This is a genomic window from Elusimicrobiota bacterium, from assembly GCA_028718185.1.
In the GTDB taxonomy this organism is placed as follows: Bacteria; Elusimicrobiota; UBA8919; order UBA8919; family UBA8919; genus JAQUMH01.
This window is the reverse complement of the sequence record JAQUMH010000001.1, coordinates 623406-644247: the sequence shown is the minus strand read 5'-3', so window position 1 is coordinate 644247 and position 20842 is coordinate 623406. Positions and strand designations below refer to the sequence as shown.

General features: G+C 36.0%; 20 protein-coding genes. All 20 read left to right on the top strand.

Annotated elements, in window-relative coordinates; all coding sequences use genetic code 11:
- Window positions 1-56: 56 nt before the first annotated feature.
- The 20 genes from topA to PHE88_03110 all read left to right on the top strand — a co-directional run bounded on the left by topA (window position 57) and on the right by PHE88_03110 (window position 20816).
- Window positions 57-2072, top strand: coding sequence for a type I DNA topoisomerase (gene topA / locus PHE88_03205; protein MDD5686826.1), 2016 nt, complete (start codon window positions 57-59; stop codon window positions 2070-2072).
- Window positions 2073-2083: 11 nt separating this feature from the next.
- Window positions 2084-2974 carry a tyrosine recombinase XerC gene (locus PHE88_03200; protein ID MDD5686825.1) on the top strand — a complete coding sequence of 297 codons (891 nt, stop codon included), beginning with the start codon at window positions 2084-2086 and terminating at the stop codon, window positions 2972-2974.
- 23 nt (window positions 2975-2997) lie between these two features.
- Complete coding sequence (locus PHE88_03195; protein ID MDD5686824.1) at window positions 2998-3996, top strand: hypothetical protein; 999 nt, start codon at window positions 2998-3000, stop codon at window positions 3994-3996.
- 65 nt (window positions 3997-4061) lie between these two features.
- Window positions 4062-4889, top strand: coding sequence for a 30S ribosomal protein S2 (gene rpsB / locus PHE88_03190; GenBank protein MDD5686823.1), 828 nt, complete (start codon window positions 4062-4064; stop codon window positions 4887-4889).
- On the top strand, window positions 4886-5515 hold the full coding sequence (locus PHE88_03185; GenBank protein MDD5686822.1) for a translation elongation factor Ts: 630 nt from the start codon (window positions 4886-4888) through the stop codon (window positions 5513-5515). The genes rpsB and PHE88_03185 overlap by 4 nt, the downstream gene beginning before the upstream one ends.
- A gap of 254 nt (window positions 5516-5769) precedes the next feature.
- Window positions 5770-6468 carry a UMP kinase gene (gene pyrH, locus PHE88_03180; protein ID MDD5686821.1) on the top strand — a complete coding sequence of 233 codons (699 nt, stop codon included), beginning with the start codon at window positions 5770-5772 and terminating at the stop codon, window positions 6466-6468.
- Between the two features lie 50 nt (window positions 6469-6518).
- Window positions 6519-7076 (top strand): ribosome recycling factor, encoded by a 558-nt coding sequence (gene frr / locus PHE88_03175; protein ID MDD5686820.1) that lies wholly within the window; start codon window positions 6519-6521, stop codon window positions 7074-7076.
- A 22-nt stretch (window positions 7077-7098) separates the two neighbouring features.
- Window positions 7099-7782, top strand: coding sequence for an isoprenyl transferase (locus tag PHE88_03170; GenBank protein MDD5686819.1), 684 nt, complete (start codon window positions 7099-7101; stop codon window positions 7780-7782).
- 2 nt (window positions 7783-7784) lie between these two features.
- Complete coding sequence (locus PHE88_03165) at window positions 7785-8600, top strand: phosphatidate cytidylyltransferase (protein MDD5686818.1); 816 nt, start codon at window positions 7785-7787, stop codon at window positions 8598-8600.
- Window positions 8600-9667 carry a 1-deoxy-D-xylulose-5-phosphate reductoisomerase gene (gene dxr / locus PHE88_03160; protein MDD5686817.1) on the top strand — a complete coding sequence of 356 codons (1068 nt, stop codon included), beginning with the start codon at window positions 8600-8602 and terminating at the stop codon, window positions 9665-9667. Before PHE88_03165 ends, dxr begins: the two co-directional genes overlap by 1 nt.
- A gap of 69 nt (window positions 9668-9736) precedes the next feature.
- The gene (rseP, locus tag PHE88_03155) at window positions 9737-10810 is read left to right on the top strand and encodes an RIP metalloprotease RseP (protein ID MDD5686816.1); all 1074 of its coding nucleotides are present in this window, start codon (window positions 9737-9739) and stop codon (window positions 10808-10810) included.
- A gap of 6 nt (window positions 10811-10816) precedes the next feature.
- Window positions 10817-12013 carry an MFS transporter gene (locus PHE88_03150; protein ID MDD5686815.1) on the top strand — a complete coding sequence of 399 codons (1197 nt, stop codon included), beginning with the start codon at window positions 10817-10819 and terminating at the stop codon, window positions 12011-12013.
- 68 nt (window positions 12014-12081) lie between these two features.
- Window positions 12082-13167: a flavodoxin-dependent (E)-4-hydroxy-3-methylbut-2-enyl-diphosphate synthase gene (gene ispG / locus PHE88_03145; GenBank protein ID MDD5686814.1), complete on the top strand. Its 1086-nt coding sequence runs from the start codon at window positions 12082-12084 to the stop codon at window positions 13165-13167.
- Between the two features lie 99 nt (window positions 13168-13266).
- Window positions 13267-14649 (top strand): UDP-N-acetylmuramate--L-alanine ligase, encoded by a 1383-nt coding sequence (murC, locus tag PHE88_03140; GenBank protein ID MDD5686813.1) that lies wholly within the window; start codon window positions 13267-13269, stop codon window positions 14647-14649.
- Window positions 14630-15535 carry a UDP-N-acetylmuramate dehydrogenase gene (gene murB, locus PHE88_03135; protein ID MDD5686812.1) on the top strand — a complete coding sequence of 302 codons (906 nt, stop codon included), beginning with the start codon at window positions 14630-14632 and terminating at the stop codon, window positions 15533-15535. Before murC ends, murB begins: the two co-directional genes overlap by 20 nt.
- A gap of 46 nt (window positions 15536-15581) precedes the next feature.
- On the top strand, window positions 15582-16493 hold the full coding sequence (locus PHE88_03130) for a D-alanine--D-alanine ligase (GenBank protein MDD5686811.1): 912 nt from the start codon (window positions 15582-15584) through the stop codon (window positions 16491-16493).
- Window positions 16480-17265 (top strand): FtsQ-type POTRA domain-containing protein, encoded by a 786-nt coding sequence (locus tag PHE88_03125; protein MDD5686810.1) that lies wholly within the window; start codon window positions 16480-16482, stop codon window positions 17263-17265. The genes PHE88_03130 and PHE88_03125 overlap by 14 nt, the downstream gene beginning before the upstream one ends.
- A 111-nt stretch (window positions 17266-17376) precedes the next feature.
- A complete protein-coding gene (ftsA, locus tag PHE88_03120) occupies window positions 17377-18609 on the top strand; it encodes a cell division protein FtsA (GenBank protein ID MDD5686809.1) in 1233 nt (410 codons plus the stop codon).
- Between the two features lie 22 nt (window positions 18610-18631).
- On the top strand, window positions 18632-19720 hold the full coding sequence (ftsZ, locus tag PHE88_03115; protein ID MDD5686808.1) for a cell division protein FtsZ: 1089 nt from the start codon (window positions 18632-18634) through the stop codon (window positions 19718-19720).
- A gap of 13 nt (window positions 19721-19733) precedes the next feature.
- Complete coding sequence (locus tag PHE88_03110; protein ID MDD5686807.1) at window positions 19734-20816, top strand: PilT/PilU family type 4a pilus ATPase; 1083 nt, start codon at window positions 19734-19736, stop codon at window positions 20814-20816.
- Window positions 20817-20842 lie beyond the last annotated feature (26 nt).

The window sequence follows — 20842 nt, the reverse complement described above, 5'->3', positions numbered from 1 at the left end:
AAAAAAGAATTTACACACCTTTCATTGTGGGTGAATGGAGCGAATAAACTAATAATATGAAAAGTCCACTTGTAGTTGTTGAGTCACCGACCAAAGCAAAGATAATGACGAATTTCTTGAAAGGGAAATTCAAAATTATTGCATCTATGGGGCATATTCTTGATTTACCACGGCGGCATCTTGGTGTTAATGTAAAGAAGGATTTCCAGCCGACATATAAGATTCTTGCCGGCAAAGAGAAGGTTTTAAAAGAAATAATTGCAGCTACAAAATCAGCACCAGAAGTTTATATAGCAACTGACTATGACCGGGAAGGTGAAGCGATCGGGTGGCATATAGTTGAAGCGGCAAAACTTAATATTAAAAAAGTAAAACGGATTGTTTTCCATGAAATAACGCAAGCAGCTATCGAAGAAGCAGTTAAAAATCCCCGTCCTATAGATACAAATCTAGTTAATGCCCAGCAATCAAGAAGAATTTTAGACCGCCTGGTTGGTTATCAGATAAGTCCGCTTTTGGGAAAAAATGTAAGAAAAGGGCTTTCGGCAGGACGAGTTCAGTCAGTTGCCCTACGGTTGTTAATTGAAAGAGAAAATGAAATTAAAGATTTTAAATCACAGCAATATTGGACGATATCTGCACAGTTGAAAAAAAATCAGCAGAGTTTTGCCGCGGATTTGATTGAAAAAGATAAAAAAAAATATTACTCTACCATTAACCATGCGTTATTCGCGGAAAAATACAGCGTAAAAATAACATCTATAAACACTGAAGAAGATGCGGGCAAAATTATTAGTGATTTGAATAATAGTGAATTTATTGTCTCTTCGGTTGATAAAACCGAACATTTTAAAAATCCGCTCCCGCCATTCATGACGTCTACACTTCAGCGGGATTCAATAAATAAACTCGGGTTTAGTTCATCGAGAACAATGTCCATTGCTCAAAAATTATATGAAAACGGACTGATTACTTACATGAGAACCGATTCTCTTGATGTATCAAAAATTGCCCAAAAACAGGCAGCAGGTTTTATTCTTACTAATTATGGTAAAAAATATTTACCGGAAAAAACCAAGATTTACAAAACAAAAAGCAAGTCAGCCCAGGAAGCGCACGAAGCAATCAGGCCGACTAATGTTTCAAAAACTCCGCAAACATTGAATCTCGAAAAGGACGAGCAGAAACTCTACGAACTCATCTGGCTAAGATTTATCGCCAGCCAGATGGTATCTGCTGTCGTAAATTCAGTCGTGGTTGATATTAAAGCAGGTGAATATATTTTTCATGCAACAGGTTCTTCAATTAAGTTTGACGGTTATTTAAAAGCATATCCTGAAGAGTCAAAGAACACAATGCTTCCCGATTTAACAGAAGGGGAAAAGTTGGAACTCGAAAATCTTATTCCAAAACAACATTCTTCAGAGCCACCCCCAAGATATACCGAAGCTTCACTTATAAAAATACTTGAAGAACGCGGGATAGGCCGTCCTTCTACATATGCTCCTACAGTTTCGACTTTGCGGTTCAGAGGTTATATAATTATTGAGAAAATGAGGATTATTCCTCAGAAAGTGGGATTTACTGTAATAGATATTTTAAAAAAATATTTTCCGGATATTTTAGATTTAAATTTTACCGCTGAAATGGAAGAAAAACTTGATAATATTGCAGAAGGAAAAGTTGAATGGAAAAAGATGTTGTCGGATTTCTATATCCCGTTTTCTAAAACACTTGATAATGCAAAATTAAACATGGAAAATGTCAAACAAGTAATTAAAACTGATGAGAAATGTGCTAAATGCGGTTCGGAAATGGTGATTCGTGACGGCAAATTCGGTCAATTTATGGCATGTTCTAACTTTCCTAAATGCAGGAACACCATGTCTCTTGATAAGGAAGGCAAAAAGATTACTCCGGAAAAAACGGACAAAGTATGTGAAAAATGCGGTGAGCCTATGGTTATAAGGTCGGGTCGCAGGGGAACGTTTTTAGCGTGCAGTGGTTATCCTAAGTGCAGGAATACTAAAAGTATCGACCAGGAAAAACAAAGCCCGCCAAGTGAAACCTAGTGGTAACAAAAATGAAAATAAAACAGATAGAAGAGAAAAATGAAAATATAAAAAATTTTCTGCAATTTCTGCTTATTCAAAAAAACATTTCTGAAAATACAAAACTTGCTTATAGCAGAGATTTAAATCAATTTTTAAAATTTATAAACAACAGGAAATTAGATATAACTGATGTTGATAAAGTTATTTTAAGAGATTATCTTGCCAATCTGCTTAAGTTTTCACAAAAGAAAACTACTATAATAAGAAAAATCGCAGCACTAAGGGGTTTTTTTAAGTTTCTTGTAAGATGTAAAATGTTGAAAAGATCGCCAATGGAGTTAATCCTTACCCCAAAAAAAGAAATCAATCTTCCCAATTTTCTGACAATAGAAGAAACAAATATTTTGTTATCAGCTCCGGATACAACTGTCATTTTAGGACTGAGGGATAAGGCAATTTTTGAATTACTTTATTCTTCCGGTATACGTGTTTCCGAACTTGTGGGAATGGATAAAAGTGATGTTGATTTTTTTTCAGGTATGATAAAAGTAATGGGTAAAGGTTCAAAACAGCGGCTTGTTCCTATAGGGGATACTGCTCTTGATATTATGAGAAAGTATATTAAAATGCGAAAAGATTCATCACAGGCACTTTTCGTTGATTATCGTTTTCAGAGATTGTCTGCAAGATGGGTACAAAAAACACTTCATAAATATCTGCAAAAAACCGGAATAGTAAAAAAAATCACGCCGCATTCCTTAAGACACACTTTTGCAACACATCTTCTTGATGCCGGTTGTGACATAAGAAGTGTTCAGGAAATGCTCGGGCATAAAAATCTTTCAACAACACAAATTTATACGCATATAACAACAACAAGGATGAAAAAAATTTACGATAAGGTTCACCCGAGAGCATAAGAATAATTTTTAAATAATTAGTTATGAGAGATAGTATCCGGTTGGTAATGGAAGAAACTGGTTGTGATGAAGGGCAGGCAATAGTTGCTCTTGAATCATGCAATTACGATATATCAAAATCGATATCGAAAATTTTTGATTTATTAAGAGATATTATTGTTATAAAAGGCAAATTCTATACTTTTGGAAATCATCTGTATGGAATGCTTACAATTATAGTTGATATTAACCATAACAACCATTTGAGAACAAAAGCGCTGGTAACATACAACCCGAAAGTGTATGAGACGGATTTGCTTCAAAATTGGTATGAATATGAAAAGAAACTTTATACAGCAAGGTTAGTGTCCGGTAGTATCCCTGACATGACGCTTAGTATTGAATCAAAAGTTGTCAGCGAAATTCTGGATGAATATAATAAAAGTTTTTTTTCTGCCGTAAAAGAAAAAAATATCATGGAAGTTGCTGATATTTTGGAAGACATTTTAAGAGAACCTTTAAGAACAGCTGCAGTTAATTTTGAAATTTCACTTGAAGAATTAAATCTTTCACAGTTCAAGAAGATATCTGATAGAAACCCTCCTCAGCAAATAGAATTTGAGTTTAACGAATATAATTTTAACTTTACCGACCCGCTCTCTATTGATGTAGAGACTATTCCGAATGCAGTCCCTTCTATTAAAGCAGGAGCACTTTTATCCGGAGATGAAATTTTTGTCATTATAAACGATAAGAGGGATATAGCGCAATATTTAAGCGGGCTCTTAGGCGGCAGGAATGCATACCGGCCTATTATGATTCCTTCTAAAATTCAGGAGATAAAGAAAGTAAAAGACGACTTGATAATTACCGTACGGCTTGCAGCAGGTGTTGTAGGGAAAGCAGTTGTTCCTGAAAACCTTACTGTTAAAATATTGTCATTAGTTGGGAGGAAAGGTTTTTTTAAACGTTTATTTTTTAGATTTTACTTGATTTTTTCAGATTTTTTTGAGATAATTAAAAAATACCTTAAAATATCCTAAAATAGAATAAGATACTAAGGAAATAGATTAAATCTTAGATTTAGTCGCTTATATGGAGGTAGAAAATGAGTAATGTATCAATGAAGGGTTTACTTGAAGCTGGTGTTCATTTCGGACATCAGAAAAGTCAATGGAACCCAAAAATGTCAAAGTTTATTTTTGGGCACAGGAACAAGGTCCACATTATAGATCTTGCGAAGACAGTTAAGGAATTAAAGAAAGCATGTAAATTTATAAGAGACATTTCAGCAACCAATGTCCCGGTTCTTTTTGTGGGAACAAAGCACCAATCTCAGGAAATTGTTAAAAATGAGGCAATTAGATGTGGGGCACATTATGTGGTCTACAGGTGGCTTGGGGGTATTCTCACAAATTTTGAAACAATAAGGAAGAATGTGGCGCGGTATAATGAACTGGAAAGAATGAAGACAGACGGTATTTTAGAAAAACTTCCTAAAAAAGAAATATCTGTACTAACAAAAGAAATGAAAAAATTAGATGTGACGCTTTCCGGAATAAGGAACATGCAAACTCTTCCGGGAGTTATTTTTGTTGTTGATCCTGTCACAGAAAAGACAGTGGTTGATGAAGCTCACCGCTTAAAAATACCGATAGTTGCTATATGCGACACCAATAGCGATCCTGATTCTGTGGATTATTGTATTCCGGGTAATGATGATGCAATAAAATCTATAACGTTACTTGTAAGCATAATTGCCGATGCGGTGTTGGAAGGAAAATCGGCTATAAAGAATGAAAGCGGTCAAGGTGTTTCTCCTGAAGAAAAGTTTTCATCTGATGAAGAAGTGGCTTTAACAGGCGATGATAAGAATACAGCAAAAGAAGAAACAAAAATTGAAGAACAGGCAAATCCGGAGGTAACAGGGAAATGAGTGAAATAAAATCTGCAGTAAATGGGAAAATAACAGGCGAGATGGTAGCCCGTCTACGTGAAAAGACAGGTTGTGGAATAATGGATTGCAAACAGGCGTTAATCGAAGCAAATGGTGACGAAGAGAAAGCAATAATAAAATTAAGAGAAAAAGGTATAGCCACAGCGTTAAAAAAATCAGTCAGGACAACAAAAGAAGGTTTAATTTTTTCTTATATTCACAGCGGGAGTAAATTGGGAGTACTTGTTGAGCTGGATTGTGAAACAGATTTTGTCGCAAAAACCGAAGATTTTCTAAATTTAGGCAGAGAACTTGCGATGCAGGTTGCAGCAGCGTCTCCTTCATGTGTATGTAAAGAAGATGTTTGTAAAGAGGAATTGGAAAAAGAGAAAGAGATACTAAAGGTTCAGGCGTTGAAAGAGGGTAAGCCGGAAAAGATTATAGATAAAATAATTACAGGGCGTTTAGATAAATTTTATGAGAAGGCGTGTCTTTTGGAACAGCCGTATATCAGGGACACTTCCGGAAAAAAGAAAGTAAAAGAAGTTATAACCGAAACTATTGCAAAATTAGGTGAAAATATTTCAATTAAAAGATTTGCAAGATTTAAGGTTGGCGAAGAATAGCGCTCGGGAGCAAATTTCTTCGAGACGCTCGTTGGAACTCGCTCTGGCATTTGCTCCTGGAACGAATAAGTCGCAAATTTAGGCTCTTCAGAAATTTCTCCCTCGCTTGCGATTGGGGTGGGGTAAGATTTCTTCGAGACGCTCGTTGGAACTCGCTCTAACATTTGCTCCTGGAAAAAATAAGTCGCAAATGCAGGACTTACCTTGCTTGCGATTAGAGTGGATGAAATTTCTTGTTTCGTTTGCAGAAAATAATGTATAAAAGAATTGTTTTAAAGCTTTCTGGTGAATCACTTGGTAAGGACGGGAAAAGTATTGATTCCGGTTCGGTTGAGAAAATAGTTTCTGAGATAATTCCTGTGTATAAGAAAGGTATTTCTATCGGGATTGTTATTGGCGGTGGAAATATCTGGCGTGGTAATGTTGACGGTGTAAAAATTGATAAAACAGCAGCGGATTATATCGGGATGACGGCTACCTTAGTAAATGGTATGGTTTTGTGTGAACATTTCAAAATAAGCGGTATTTCTGCGAAAGTATTCTCTCCTTTTAATGTAAGTAATTTTCTTGAACAATTCTCTTTGGAAAAGATAGAAAGTGCATGGCAAAATAAAAACATAGTTATTATGGCAGGAGGTACCGGCCGCCCGCATTTTACAACTGATACCGCCAGCGTAATTTTTGCAATAGAATCAAAAGCAGAAGCAATATTTAAAGCGACAAATGTTGACGGGGTATATGACGATGACCCCAGGAAAAATCCAAAAGCAAAGCTTTTTAAAAAAATCTCGTTTAATGAGGTAATTGAAAAAAATTTAAAAGTAATGGATATGTCTGCTTTTTCGTTGTGCCGCCAGCATAAAATAAAAATTGTTGTCTTTAATTTTAATAAGAAAGGCAATATTCTCAAAGCGGTTTCTAATGAGTCAGTTGGCTCGTTAGTTTATTTTTAAATAAATCTTAGTTTTTGTGCCTTTTTCAACAAAAACTAATTGGAGGAAAAATGTCAAACCAGATTTTATTACAAGCAGAAGAAAAAATGAAAAAAACGGCAGAACATTTAAAATCTGAATTTTTATCTCTTAAAACCGGCCGTGCCACACCTGCAATCCTGGATACTGTTAAAGTAAAATATTATGATACGGATGTACCGGTGAATCAGGTTGCAGGCATAACTATTCCTGAACCGCGGCTTATCGTTATTACGCCATGGGAAAAGTCGTTGTTGCCGGAGTTGGAGAAAGCAATATTAAAAGCAGATATCGGAATAACACCGCAAAATGACGGTAAGGTTATACGGCTTCCGGTTCCACAGTTGACAGAAGAACGCAGGAAAGACATTATAAAAACAGCGAAAAAAAATACTGAAGAGCATAAAATAATATTGAGAAACGAAAGAAGGGACGCTCTTGAGCTTATTAAAAAATCTTTTGAAGAGAAAAAAATTACTGAGGATATTAAATTTAAATTGCAGGATGAACTGCAAAAACTTACAGAAAGCTATATTAAAATAATTGATGAAATTCTTGTCCGCAAAGAAAAAGAAATAATGGAAGTTTGAGCTTGTATATTAGAAAAGTAAAATGAAAAAGGTCCCCGGGCATATAGCAATAATAATGGATGGTAATGGCAGGTGGGCGAAGGCAAAAGGACTTCCGCGTATTGAAGGGCACAGGGTGGGGGTTAATACTGTTGAAAGAATAGTTAAGGATGCAAGTAATCTCGGGGTTGCTGTCCTGTCTATTTACGCTTTTTCCACCGAGAATTGGCTGAGACCTGCAAGTGAAATAAAAGGACTTTTTGCTTTGCTGAAGATGTTTCTGCAGAAAAAGATTGAAGAACTGAAAAAAAACAATATTAAATTACTTGTTATGGGTGATATGACAGAATTACCGCAGGATATTAGAAACGATATAAAAAAAGCTGTCAATTACACGTCAGAAAGTACAGGTATGATATTGAATATTGCTCTGAATTACGGCGGCAGGCGGGAAATAGTTAATGCTGTCAATAAAATCATCCGTGACGGTGCTGAAAAAGTTGATGAGAAAACATTCGAAAAATATCTTTATACAAATGGACTTCCGGATCCGGATTTGCTTATAAGGACATCCGGGGAGAGCCGGATTTCGAATTTTCTTTTATGGCAAACTGCGTATTCTGAATTTTATACCACTGATGTTTTATGGCCGGATTTTAAAAAAGAAGATTTAATGGATGCTATTTCTGAATATCAAAAACGTGATAGGCGGTATGGCGGAGTATAAAAATGTTTAATAGAATATTTATTTCAATTATTTTGATTCCTGTCGTGGTTCTTGCTGTATATCTTGGAAATATTCCGTTCCTTATTTTCATTTGCGGCGTATGTTTTTTAGCTGCATATGAGTTTTGGGTATTGGTTTCAAAAATGGGTTTTGTGCCAAGAAAAGTGTTTGGGAATTTATTTATAGTTTTACTTATTGTTTCTATTTTTTTTAACGGCTCAAAAATAGCTTCCTTTGTTTCAAATGAAACAACTTCCTTGATATTTACAATTGCAATTTTACTTTTATTTGTTTATGAGATATTAAAATATGATATTCGCACGGCGATCCCGTCGTTATCAGTAACTTTTTTAGGAATTATTTACACAGGATGGCTGCCGGGTCATTTTCTGCTTTTACGTGATTTAAGACCTGATGGTTTTAAATATACAGTTCTTTTACTTGTAACCGTGTGGGTTGCCGATTCTGCTGCTTATTTTTACGGGTCGTTATATGGTTCACACGCTCTTACACCTATTAGTCCTAAAAAAACGGTTGAAGGTGCAATCGCTTCGGTCCTAAGTTCAATATTTGTAGTATTTTTAGCAAAAATATTTTGGTTAAATATGCTGAAACCTTCAGATGTGTTTTTCCTGGGTGTTCTAACAAGTATTTCTGCACAGTTCGGCGATTTAGCAGAGTCATTACTAAAACGTTCTGCAGGAGTAAAAGATTCATCGACACTTCTTAAAGACCACGGTGGTGTTCTTGACAAGCTTGACAGTTTTATTTTTGCCTCTCCAATATTTTACTATTATGTAAAATTCTTTATTCTCTAATGACTAAAATCTCTATTTTTGGCTCTACGGGTTCAATTGGCACAGCGGCGTTAAATGTTATTTCCGGATTAAAACAATATAAGGTTGTCGGGCTTTCTGCCAACAAGAACCTGGAACTGTTGAAAAAACAATCCAAAAAATTTAAACCGGAGGTAGTTGCAGTCGGTAGTGATGGTTTGAATAATATTCAGCTAATTGAAAAAGCTGACATTGTTTTAATTTCGGTTGTAGGTGCAGCAGGGCTGATACCGCTTATAAATGCTATTAAGTTAAAAAAAAGAATCGCTCTTGCTAATAAAGAAGCAATTGTTATAGCAGGTGATTTAATATTTAGTCTGCTAAAAAAACATCCTGCCAGAATTATTCCGGTTGATAGTGAACATTCGGCGATTTTTCAATGCATAGACGGTAAAAATCCAAAAGAAATATCAAAGATAATTTTGACTGCGTCCGGGGGACCGTTTAGAAATTATCCGCATAAAAAACTTTCTAAAGTTAATGTTGAAGATGTTTTGAGACATCCTACGTGGAAAATGGGTAGAAAAATTACAGTAGATTCTGCAACACTCATTAATAAAGGATTTGAGGTAATAGAGGCGCATTATCTTTTCGGGATTCCATACGAAAAAATAGATGTAGTAATACATCCGCAGTCAATAGTTCATAGCGGGGTTGAATTTATAGATGGATCAATAATAGCACAGATGGGAAGAACTGATATGCGGTTACCTATACAATATGCAGTTACTTATCCTGAAAGAAAAGTTTCAACTGTTAAAAAGCTGGATTTGACTGAAGTTGGAAAACTTGAGTTTTTTAAGATGGTTTCTAAAAATTTTCCGTGTTTTGAATTAGCTATTTCTGCTGCAAAGATATCCGGCAGTATGCCGGTTGTTTTAAATGCAGCAAATGAGATCGCTGTTAAGAAATTTTTAGAAAATAGAATTAAATTTTTACAGATACCAAAATTGATTGAAAAAGCGATGAACAGGCACAAAGTAATAAAAAATCCAAAATTGGAAGATATATTAAATGTAGATTGTGAAACAAGAAAATATGTTGAATAAAAATAATTTGCGTAATTACTGGTTTATAACCTGTCCTTCAGGGCGGGTGGGCGAAGCAAAGGAGATAATATGATAATTTTAGGAATAGTTGCTGTTACGGTAATGTTTGGTTTTGTAATTATAATTCACGAGCTCGGTCATTTTATAGTCGCCAAAAAACTGAAAGTAAAAGTTTTAAGTTTCTCGTTTGGGTTTGGTCCTGAACTTTTTGGCTGGACTAAAAATGAGACAAGATACTCTGTAAGACCTATTCCTTTCGGCGGATTTGTTAAAATGGCAGGAGAAGAGATTGAGGAATATAAAGGTGATGTTGACGAGTATTTTTCGAAGAAATGGTATGAACGTATCGGTATAGTTTCAGCCGGTGCCATAATGAATTATATTTCCGCTTTTTTTCTTTTTTTATTCGTGATTGCGGTTTGGGGGATTCAATATCAGCGTCCCGTTGTAAAATTGGTGGAAAAAAATTCACCTGCTTTTATGTCGGGTTTAAAACCAGGGGATGAAGTTATAGGAATAAATAATGAAAAACTTGAAGATGCACAATTGGTTTCGAAAATAGTCAAGTCGTCCGCAGGGAAAGAATTGCTTTTCATGGTTAAAAGAGACAATAAAGATATAGAGATAAAAGTTACACCTAAGTATGACGACAAGCTAAAAATGACAAGGATAGGAATTGTTTATGATATGGCAACCGAACCAATTGTTGTAAAAGTCGGATTTTTAAAAGCAGTTAAAGAATCGTTTAAAAATATTGTCTTTTGGACAGTATTACCTTTAAAGTATCTTTATATGAAACTTGTTCTTTTTGAAGCACCTGCTGAGGTATCCGGTCCGATTGGAATTATGCAAGCAGCTTATTTTGCAGCAAAACTCGGAATAAAAACATTTCTTAATTTTATAGCGATAGTATCAGTTGCACTCGGTATGTTTAATCTGCTTCCAATTCCAATAGTAGACGGAGGACATATTATGTTTTATTTGTTCGAAGGTATTTCAAGGAAATCACTGAATAAAAAAATTATGCAGTTTGCAAATTCAGTTGGATTTGCTTTGCTTATTACTCTTGCACTTTATGCAACATATAGGGATATTTTAAGGACAAAGAGCGGTTTTTGGAAGCAGGTAGAACAGACAAAGTAATATAATATGACACGGGTACAACACGGGTATTTTACAGCAGGATTGATTGATGCGTTAAACGGCGCTATTATATTGGCAATGCCCTACTTTGCATTACATATTGGTGCAGGTAACATGGGTACTATTGCAAATATTGTAAATACGGCATTATACACTGTAACGTGCCTGTTTGCTTCCCGTATCCGGATAATAAAAAATCAACGAAGTAATCTTGCTATAGGAATGTTTTTAATTGCAGCCGCATGTTTCCTTGCAGTAGGTGTTAAAAACATAGGTACTCTTATTACCACGTCATTTCTCCTGGGTATGGGGAATGCGTTTTTTTACCCTACTTTACAAACGTGGATTACGGAAGGTATGGATAAACCGCAGCTGATTAAAACTATGGGCGGTTATTCGGTTGCATGGGTGCTTGGTTTCTTAGTAGGTCCTTCAATAGGAGGATATATTTTAGTATCAGATATTTTAGGGCTGAATAATCTGAATGCCAGGCTCAATGTAATATTTTTAGGTTCTGCAATTGTTTCGTTATTGGTAGGTATTTCTTTTATTTTTGATAAATATAAACAAATATTATTACCTGTTTCAATAAATGAAATACCTAAAGCTTTTATACAGGAAGTGTCACAGGAGAAATGCAGGCTGTTTCTTTATATAATGTGGATATCAATTTTTTGTTCATTGTTTGTATGCGGGTTGATCCGCTTCATTTTTACTGAAATGGGTAAAAGTGAGAACTTGAGTTCTTTAACAATCGGAAATATTAATTCTATTATGTATTTTTCTTTAATTGTTTTAGTTCTTTTTATGAGAAAATATACGTTCTGGCTGTTTTCATTCAGGTATCTGATATTATTCCAAATACTCTCACTGGTAGCAATTTTCTTTTTTGTTTTTACAAAAAGCGTTATTCTGTATTTTGCAGGAGCAGTGGTTTTTGGATTTCTTCTCGCTTTTACCTTTTTCTCTTCTTCTTTTTATTCTCTCATTTTTGAAGGTAAGAAAGATGCGTATATAAATATTAACGAAGCGCTAGTCGGGCTGGGGGGTGTTATGGCAGGATTATTAGGATACATTCTTGCTGAATTTATATCTGTTAAATATAGTTTTTTCCCAGGCATAATAATACTTATTATGGCAATGCTGGCTGAAACAATTATTTATACTAAATGGAATAATAAACAGAAAATTAGAATCGTATAAGGAATCGTGGGATAGTGGGATTGTGGGATAGTAGAGTAAAAACCCTATAACCCTATAACCCAATTTATATGCATAAAACAAAGAAAGTAAGAGTTGGTGACATATTTATCGGCGGTGGCGAGCCGGTCCGGGTTCAGTCAATGACTAAAACTGAAACCGGGGATTGGCGGGCTACTGTTAACCAGATAAAAAAACTGCAAGGTGCCGGTTGTGAAATTATCCGTGTAGCTGTTCCGGATATGGAGTCGGCAAAAGTTATTTCAAAGATTAAAAAAAATATCGAAATCCCGCTTGTTGCAGATATTCATTTTGACTGGAGACTTGCAGTTGAGGCGATAAATCAGGGTGTTGATAAGATTAGAATAAATCCCGGCAATATCGGTTCCAAAGAGAATATTGAAAAAGTGGTTGATGCCGCTAAAAAAAGGAAAATTGCTATCCGGGTAGGTGTAAATGCGGGTTCATTGAAAATTTTCAAAGAATCTAATGGCTGGCTTAAGATGTCTTATTTACAAATAGCAGAACAGATGGTTAAAGAGTTAATGGAGAACATAAAAATTATTGAGAAGATGGATTTTACGGATATAGTTGTTTCGCTTAAAGCAAATGATGTCCGGACAACAGTTTTAGCAAATCAGCTTTTTTCTATAATGAGAGATTATCCCGTTCATTTAGGGGTTACTGAAGCAGGAACAGAATTTTCAGGTATTATAAAGTCAACAGCAGCATTCGGTATTTTACTAAACCAAAAAATTGGGAATACCATTAGGGTATCTTTAACTGCTTCACCCGAGAAAGAAGTTAAAGCCGGTTGGGAGATATTAAAAACGTTGGGACTTAGAAAAGGCGGGATTGAAGTGATTTCCTGTCCCACCTGCGGCAGATGCGAGATAGACTTAATAAAAATAGCCCACCAATTAGAAAAACAGTTGGCTACTTCCCACTTCCAACTTCCCACTTCCCGATTTTCTTTTAAAGTTGCCGTTATGGGTTGTGTTGTCAATGGTCCTGGTGAGGCAAAAGGTGCAGATATAGGGATAGCGGGTGGTAAAGGTTTTGGTTTGCTTTTCAAAAAAGGTAAGCCGTTAAGAAAAATCCATCAAAGTAAATGGGTCAGCGAGATTCTGAAAGAAATAAAAAAGGAATTAACATAATAATGGTGATAGAGCACCCTCAGGGGTGCTTTATAAAATAAATTCAATTCATAATTTAGCCCGACTAAAGGTCGGGAGAGCGGAGCGCACAAATAATATATGTTTAGAAAAAAATTCAAAAATATTCATTTTGTAGGAATTGGCGGAAGCGGAATGTCGGGTATTGCAGAAGTGCTTTTAAATCTCGGTTTTAATATTACCGGTTCTGATTTAAGAGAATCCGATGTTACAAAACGGCTTAAAAAACTTGGTGCCAGGATCGAAATAGGGCACAGGAAAGAAAATATAGAAAATTCAGTAGTAGATGTCGTTGTAACATCAACTGCTGTTACAAAAGATAATCCTGAAGTTGTCGCTGCGCGTTTGCATAAAATTCCGGTGATTCCCCGTGCTGAAATGCTTGCCGAACTGATGCGGTTAAAATATTCAATAGCAATCGCAGGTTGTCACGGTAAAACAACCACAACTTCAATGGCATCTTTGATTTTAGCTAACGCAGGGTTTGACCCTACTGTTGTTATAGGAGGAAGATTTAATAATTTCGGTACAGGTGCCAAATTAGGTCACGGCGAATATCTTGTTGCTGAAGCAGATGAATCTGACGGTTCTTTTTTGAAACTATTTCCGACATTCGCGGTCGTTACCAATATAGACAACGACCACCTTGATCACTATGGCACTCTTGATAATATAAAATCGGCATTTATAGAATTTATAAATAAAATTCCGTTTTACGGTTGTGCAATTTTGTGTAGTGATGATGAAAACCTGAAAAGCATAATTCCTAAAATTACGAGAAAATATTATACGTATGGTTTTAATGATTCTGCTGATTTTAAGATAGAAAACGTTAATGTAACGCCTGCGAGCACTAAATTTGATGTTTCTTATCATAATAAAAATATGGGAAAAATAGAATTAAAAATCCCGGGTCGGCATAACATATTAAATGCGACTGCAAGTTTAGTATGCGGGTATGAATTGGAAATAGAATTTTCTAAAATTGCAAAGGCGCTATTTGATTTTAATGGTGTTGGCCGTCGTCTGGAAAAGAAAGGTAATTATAAAAATGTTGTTTTCATTGATGATTATGGACATCATCCGACAGAGATAAAAGCTACGCTTTCTGCAGTCAGGTCGGTTAACCCTGACAGTAGAGTGCTTGTTCTGTTTCAACCGCACCGGTATACAAGAACAAAATTCCTTAAAGACCAGTTTGGCACCGCTTTTGTTGATGCCGATATGGTAAGAGTCCTTGATATTTATGCAGCAAGTGAAGAACCTATTCCGGGGATTTCCTCGCAGACTATTATTGATTCGATTAAAAAAGAATCAAAAAAAGATGTTACAAAATTAGTTAGCGTAGAAAATCTTGCTAAGGAAATAAAGAACGGAGATGTGGTTATTACTCTCGGTGCCGGAGATGTCTGGAAAAAATCAGCAGAGATATTAAAAATATTAAATGAAACTAAACCATTCTGAAATTTCAAAAATCACTAGCGGAAGAGTTCTTGAGTCTGAACCGATGAGCAGGCGTACTACATTTCGTGTCGGCGGTCCCTGCGATTTTTATGTTGAAGTGAAAACGACCGGCGAACTAAAACAGCTTTTACAATATATTCGTGAAAAAAAAGTTGATTATTTAGTGGTCGGTTTTGGTTCAAATATTTTGATAAAAGATAAAGGGTTTAGGGGAATTGTTATCAGGCTAACCGGAGATTTTTTCAATTTAGATTTTAATTTGGATAAAAACAATGTAATAGCCGGCGGTGGTTGCGCCCTGCAGCTTCTCGTGAAAAAATGTGCCGATAACGGTCTTGGCGGAATGGAATTTCTTGTAGGTATTCCGGGTACTATTGGCGGTGCCGTTATTATGAACGCCGGAACGAAAGATGGAAATATCGGTTCAATCGTTAAATCGGTAACAATAATGGATGAGAAAGGCGGTATAAAAAAGATAGATAAAAAATCTTTAAAGTTTTCTTACAGGAGTTCAGATATACCGGAAAAAAACATAGTTATTTCTGCTGAATTCGTATTGAAAAAGAAAGATAAAAGTGATATAATAAAAAAGCTGAATGAATTATTACTTCGCCGTGCAAAAACACAGCCGATAGGATATTTTAATGCCGGCTGTGTTTTTAAGAACCCGGACAATGATTATGCTTCTCGCCTTATAGATAAGGCAGGGCTTAAAGGCGTATCGGTTGGTGATGCAGTTGTTTCTGGTTTACATGCAAATTACATAAATAATACAGGCAATGCGACGGCTTCAGATATCCTTAAATTGATAAAAATAGTCCAGAAAAAAGTTAAAGATAAATTTTCAAAAAAATTAGGATTGGAAATAAAGATAATAGGAAAATAAGTTATAGAGTTATAGGGTTATAGGGGAAATATATCTTGAAGTAATTATGAAAATAAGGAAAATCGGGGTTATTTATGGCGGGAAATCAAGTGAGCGGGAAATCTCGCTAAAAACAGGTTCTGCTATTGCAAGTGCCTTAAAAAAAGAGAAGTATAATATTGTGCTTATAGATTCCGGCAAGAAAGATTTTATAAAGAAACTTTTATCGGAAAAAATTGATTTTGCTTTTATTGCTTTGCATGGACCGGGAGGCGAAGACGGTACTATGCAGGGACTTTTGGAAATTGCAGGTGTTCCGTATAGCGGTTGCGGTGTTTTAGCATCCGCACTGTCAATGAATAAAATATACTCAAAAAGAATTTTTGAATCAGCCAACATAAACACCCCAAAGTGGTGTGTTGTTACTTCAGACCTCGGACCTCGGACCTCGGACCTCGGACTGCCTTTTGTTGTCAAGCCTTCTAAACAAGGTTCCGCAATCGGTGTTACTATTGTCAAAGAAAAATCTCAGATTGTAAAAGCAATTAAAAATGCCCTGAAATATGATACGGAAGCGATTATTGAAGAATATATTGAAGGAAAGGAAATAACAGTTGCTATCTTAGGTGAAAATCCGCTTACTCCGATAGAAATTGTTCCTAAAAATGAGTTTTATGATTTTTATTCAAAATATGCATCAGGCGGTTCACAACACATAATACCCGCCCGTCTTCCTAAAAATATTATAAATAAAGCAAGAGAGTTAGGACTTTTATCGCACAAAGCGCTTGGCTGCAGGGTGATGTCACGGGTAGATATGATAGTAGATAAAAAGAGTGATATTTACGTGCTCGAAGTTAATACTATACCCGGAATGACAAGTACCTCACTTTTCCCGGATGCCTCAAAATATGACGGGATATCTTTTAATGAAATGTTGAAGAAAATTATGATGTTTTCCTTAGATGAAAAAGCATAAAGTTGCGGTTCGACTCAAAACTAAATTAGAAAACAATAAAAAACGAAGAAAAGCTTTAATTGCAATAACGGTAATATGTGCAATATTGTTTGTCGTTGGTTTTGCCGTCAACCTGACAGCAAAATTTTTATTGACATCTCAGGTTTTTAATGTAAAATCTACTGAGATAAAAGGTAATAATATAGTTGAAAAAGCGGCAGTTCTTGATTATTTGGATTTTAACGGAAAAAACATTTTCCGGCTTAAACTAAAAAAGGCTGAGTCCCAGTTAAAGGAAAAGTTTTCAAATGTAAGAGATGTTTCTATAGGTAGATACTTGCCGGGCAGGATCGTGGTGAAAATTAGCGAGAGAATTCCCCTTGCTGAAGTTAAGGTTTCAGATAAAAGAATCGGTATTGATGAGTATTTAAAAGCGTTTATATTACCCGTAGATTACAGGGTTCTGCCGAAACTCTCTGAAAACATGACTATAGAAAACAAAACGGCATGTATTAAATTTTTAAAAGAAGTTTCCGGTTTGCCTATATATAAGAGTATTACAGGCGTGACTGCGCTCGCACCTGACGATTTAATATTTTTTTTCGAAGATAATTGTAAAGTTTGTATGGGTTTACCTGAAGATATCGCTTATAAAGTAACTTATCTTGAAAAAGTTCTTTCTGATTTGGAAATGAAAGGGAAAAAAGCAGAATATATAAATATGCGTGATTTTTCAAAAGAACATAAAGAGGTCGTTTTAAGGACAAAGCAGGAGGCAGGAAGTAGAAAGTAGGAAGCCCGCCACTGAATCTTTGGCGGGCAAGCCCGCCGCTAAATATTGGCGGGGCAAGCCCGCCGTTATATCTTGGCGAGGCAAGTACTACTTACCACTCACTGATGTTAAATGGCAAGGGAAAAAGTTATTGCAGGTCTTGATATCGGGTCTTCAAAAGTTGCTTGTGTAATTGCAAAAAAAGAAGAATCAGATTTACCTGAAGTAATAGGTATAGGTATAGCTCCCTGTAAAGGGCTTAGACATGGAACTGTTGTCGGTATGAAGGAGACGGAAGCTGCAATTACCGCAGCAGTAGACCAGGCAGAAGAAATGGCTGATACAAAAATAGATGATGATGAAGTTGTTGTAAGCATAAAAGGACAGAACATAGAGTCACTGAATCATTCTACAGCCATAAATGTTACCCGGACTGACAAGGAGATTACCAGTGATGATGTTGCGCAAGTGATATCTTCAGCCAAAATGATACGGCTTAACTATGACAAGGAAATAATACATATTATACCTCAGGAATTCATTGTAGATGGACATAGGGGAATTACAGATCCGGTAGGTTTGGAAGGCTCGCATTTATCAGTAGATGTTCATATAATTATTGGGTTAACATCAGCTATAAATAATTTGGCAAAATGTGTCAGTAACGCCGGTTTTGTTTGTAAAAATTTTGTTTCAAGTATTCTTGCAACAGGAGAAGTTACCGTCTCCGTGGAAGAGAAAAAAATAGGGTGTGTATTGATTGACATGGGCGCCCAGACTACCGATATCGCGGTTTATCTTGACGGTTCAAGCAGATGCATTAAAGAAGTAGCTCTTGGGAGCGATAGTATAACAATGGATATCGCCCGCGGGTTAGTCACATCTTATAACGTTGCACAGAATCTGAAGGAACAATACGGTTCAACGGTTTCATCTCTAATAGACTCCAAGGAGGAAGTAACTTATATTTCTATTGACGGTAGAACTCAAAAAAAAGTATCCCGTAAGATACTTTGTGATATCATAAAGTCGAGAGTTGAAGAAATATTATCATTTGTTAATGAGGAAATAATAAAAACGCAATATCGTGACATGCTTTCTGCCGGTTCGGTTATTACAGGCGGCGGTTGCCAGCTTTTAGGCATGAAAGAAGCGTGTGAAGAAATGTTACAGATGCCGTCCAGAATTGGTATTCCGCAGTATATAAGAGGTTCTGTAAATGGAATAGCCGACCCGTCTCTTGCCTGTGGTATAGGTCTTGTGAAATATTCTTACTTATCTGAGTTTAAAAGATCAAACAGATATATATCTAAAAAGTCAGGTGTTGTATCAAAAATAAAAAAGATGTTTGAGGATATGGTATAGCGGCTGTCGAGGCACTAAAATTATGAAAATGAAAATTATTGATGATCCACAGACTTCCCCTGCAAATATTAAGGTAATTGGTGTGGGCGGCGGCGGTGGAAATGCAGTTAATCTGATGGTTATTTCAAATTTAAAAGGTGTCCAATTTATTTCAGCAAATACTGATGCCGATGCGCTTAAGAAGTCACTTGCAGAACACAAAATTCAGCTTGGTCCTAAATTAACAAAGGGCCAGGGATCCGGTGCAAGACCCGAAATAGGAAAACAGGCAACTGAAGAAAGTATTTCTTCAATAGCGCAAATATTAGAGGGCACCGATATGCTTTTTATTACTGCAGGTATGGGAGGCGGTACCGGAACCGGCGGAGCTCCTGTTATAGCAAAGATAGCGAAATCAGCAAACATTCTTACTGTCGGAGTAGTAACGAAACCGTTTATGTGGGAAGGTAAAGTTAAAATGGCAATAGCCGAAGAAGGAATAAAAGAATTAAAAGCATATACTGATGCTTTAATTGAAATTCCTAATCAGCGTTTGTTTTCAATAATAGACGATGATACTCTCGCTACACAAACTTTTGAAAAAGCTAACGAAGTTCTTAAGAAAGCTGTTCAATCCATATCCGACATCATAACCTCTCATGGTATGATAAATGTTGATTTTCAGGATGTTAAGACAATTATGCTAAGTGCAGGTGATGCTATGCTTGGTTTTGGTGAGGCTTCCGGTGATGACCGTGCAACAGTTGCTACAAAGATGGCTATTTCTAGTCCGTTATTAGAAGATGTAAGTATTGACGGTGCAAAAGGTGTTTTGGTTAATATTACAGGAAACAGTAAAGACTTGAAAATGTCGGAGATAGACACTGCAATGTCAATAATTCATAGTGCAGCATCACCCGACGCACATCTTATTTATGGTCAGGCGTTTGATGATGAATTAAACGATAATTTAAAAATTACGGTTATTGCTACCGGATTTTCCGGTGAAAGAAAATTATCAAAGCAAAAAAAAATTATTTTTAATGAAGAGAGAAAGAAAGAGGATGTTTTAAACAAAGAAAACCTGGATATACCGGCATATAAAAGAATAAAAGTGAGAAAATTAAAATAGGAGCATATGTTTTATGGAAGAACTAAATGAGCTTCTTGAACTTATGGTTTTTAAAAAAGCGTCTGATTTACATTTGAGGGCAAATACTAATGCCGTTTTGAGAATTGACGGAAGATTAGAATCTCTTGAAGGAAAAACATTTTCAGCGACGGATATGGAAAAGATTGTAGAGTCAATAATGAATATAAAACAGCGTGAAGTGTTTAATCAAAAAGGCGAGTATGATTTGTCTTATCCGATTGCGGGTGTTGGGAGATTCAGGGGTAATATTTATCGTCAAAGAGGAAGCATTAATATCGCAATGAGGTATGTTCCGATTGAAATACCCCCGTTTGATTCGCTTAATCTTCCTCCGGTAATAAAAAAGATAGCGGATAATCACAGGGGTCTTGTGCTGGTTACTGGTACCACAGGTTGCGGTAAATCTACCACTCTTGCAGCAATGATTGATCATATAAATTCAAATCGCAGTGCTCATATTGTAACAATAGAAGACCCGATAGAGTTTCTGCATAAAGATAAAGTTTCCATAATTTCCCAGAGAGAACTCGGAATTGATACGACTTCTTACATTGAGGCTTTGAAAAATATTGTCAGGCAGGACCCGAATGTTATTTTAATCGGAGAAATGCGTGATAGGGATACTATGGCAGCAGCGCTGACCGCAGCACAAACAGGCCATCTTGTTTTTTCTACAGTTCATACTATTGATGCAATAGAAACAGTAACCAGAATTGTCGATATGTTTCCGCCGTATCATCAAAATCAGATTCGGCTTCAGTTAGCAGATACCTTAAAGGGTGTTATTTCCCTGCGGCTCCTTCCAAATTTAAAAGGTGGAAGAATTCCCGCCTGTGAAATTCTTGTTGTCACGGCGTTAGTAAAAAAATATATTGAACAAAATACTATGGGTGAAATAGCACAGGCAATAAAACAAGGCGGATATTATGGTATGCAGGCGTTCAACCAGTCGCTTTTAAGTCTTTATAATTCTGGTAATATTTCACTTGAGGACGCATTGGCAGCTGCGACTAATCCGGAAGAGCTGATGATGAATATCCGTGGTATAACTTCTGAGAGCGGAACAACTGCTTAGTTTAATGTGGAAATTAAAAAACGGTT

Bases quoted from the DNA above. Each gene is read 5' to 3' on its own strand.
- topA (MDD5686826.1), top strand. From the start codon at position 57: ATGAAAAGTCCACTTGTAGTTGTTGAGTCACCGACCAAAGCAAAGATA.
- PHE88_03200 (MDD5686825.1), top strand. From the start codon at position 2,084: ATGAAAATAAAACAGATAGAAGAGAAAAATGAAAATATAAAAAATTTT.
- PHE88_03195 (MDD5686824.1), top strand. From the start codon at position 2,998: ATGAGAGATAGTATCCGGTTGGTAATGGAAGAAACTGGTTGTGATGAA.
- rpsB (MDD5686823.1), top strand. From the start codon at position 4,062: ATGAGTAATGTATCAATGAAGGGTTTACTTGAAGCTGGTGTTCATTTC.
- PHE88_03185 (MDD5686822.1), top strand. From the start codon at position 4,886: ATGAGTGAAATAAAATCTGCAGTAAATGGGAAAATAACAGGCGAGATG.
- pyrH (MDD5686821.1), top strand. From the start codon at position 5,770: ATGTATAAAAGAATTGTTTTAAAGCTTTCTGGTGAATCACTTGGTAAG.
- frr (MDD5686820.1), top strand. From the start codon at position 6,519: ATGTCAAACCAGATTTTATTACAAGCAGAAGAAAAAATGAAAAAAACG.
- PHE88_03170 (MDD5686819.1), top strand. From the start codon at position 7,099: ATGAAAAAGGTCCCCGGGCATATAGCAATAATAATGGATGGTAATGGC.
- PHE88_03165 (MDD5686818.1), top strand. From the start codon at position 7,785: ATGTTTAATAGAATATTTATTTCAATTATTTTGATTCCTGTCGTGGTT.
- dxr (MDD5686817.1), top strand. From the start codon at position 8,600: ATGACTAAAATCTCTATTTTTGGCTCTACGGGTTCAATTGGCACAGCG.
- rseP (MDD5686816.1), top strand. From the start codon at position 9,737: ATGATAATTTTAGGAATAGTTGCTGTTACGGTAATGTTTGGTTTTGTA.
- PHE88_03150 (MDD5686815.1), top strand. From the start codon at position 10,817: ATGACACGGGTACAACACGGGTATTTTACAGCAGGATTGATTGATGCG.
- ispG (MDD5686814.1), top strand. From the start codon at position 12,082: ATGCATAAAACAAAGAAAGTAAGAGTTGGTGACATATTTATCGGCGGT.
- murC (MDD5686813.1), top strand. From the start codon at position 13,267: ATGTTTAGAAAAAAATTCAAAAATATTCATTTTGTAGGAATTGGCGGA.
- murB (MDD5686812.1), top strand. From the start codon at position 14,630: ATGAAACTAAACCATTCTGAAATTTCAAAAATCACTAGCGGAAGAGTT.
- PHE88_03130 (MDD5686811.1), top strand. From the start codon at position 15,582: ATGAAAATAAGGAAAATCGGGGTTATTTATGGCGGGAAATCAAGTGAG.
- PHE88_03125 (MDD5686810.1), top strand. From the start codon at position 16,480: ATGAAAAAGCATAAAGTTGCGGTTCGACTCAAAACTAAATTAGAAAAC.
- ftsA (MDD5686809.1), top strand. From the start codon at position 17,377: ATGGCAAGGGAAAAAGTTATTGCAGGTCTTGATATCGGGTCTTCAAAA.
- ftsZ (MDD5686808.1), top strand. From the start codon at position 18,632: ATGAAAATGAAAATTATTGATGATCCACAGACTTCCCCTGCAAATATT.
- PHE88_03110 (MDD5686807.1), top strand. From the start codon at position 19,734: ATGGAAGAACTAAATGAGCTTCTTGAACTTATGGTTTTTAAAAAAGCG.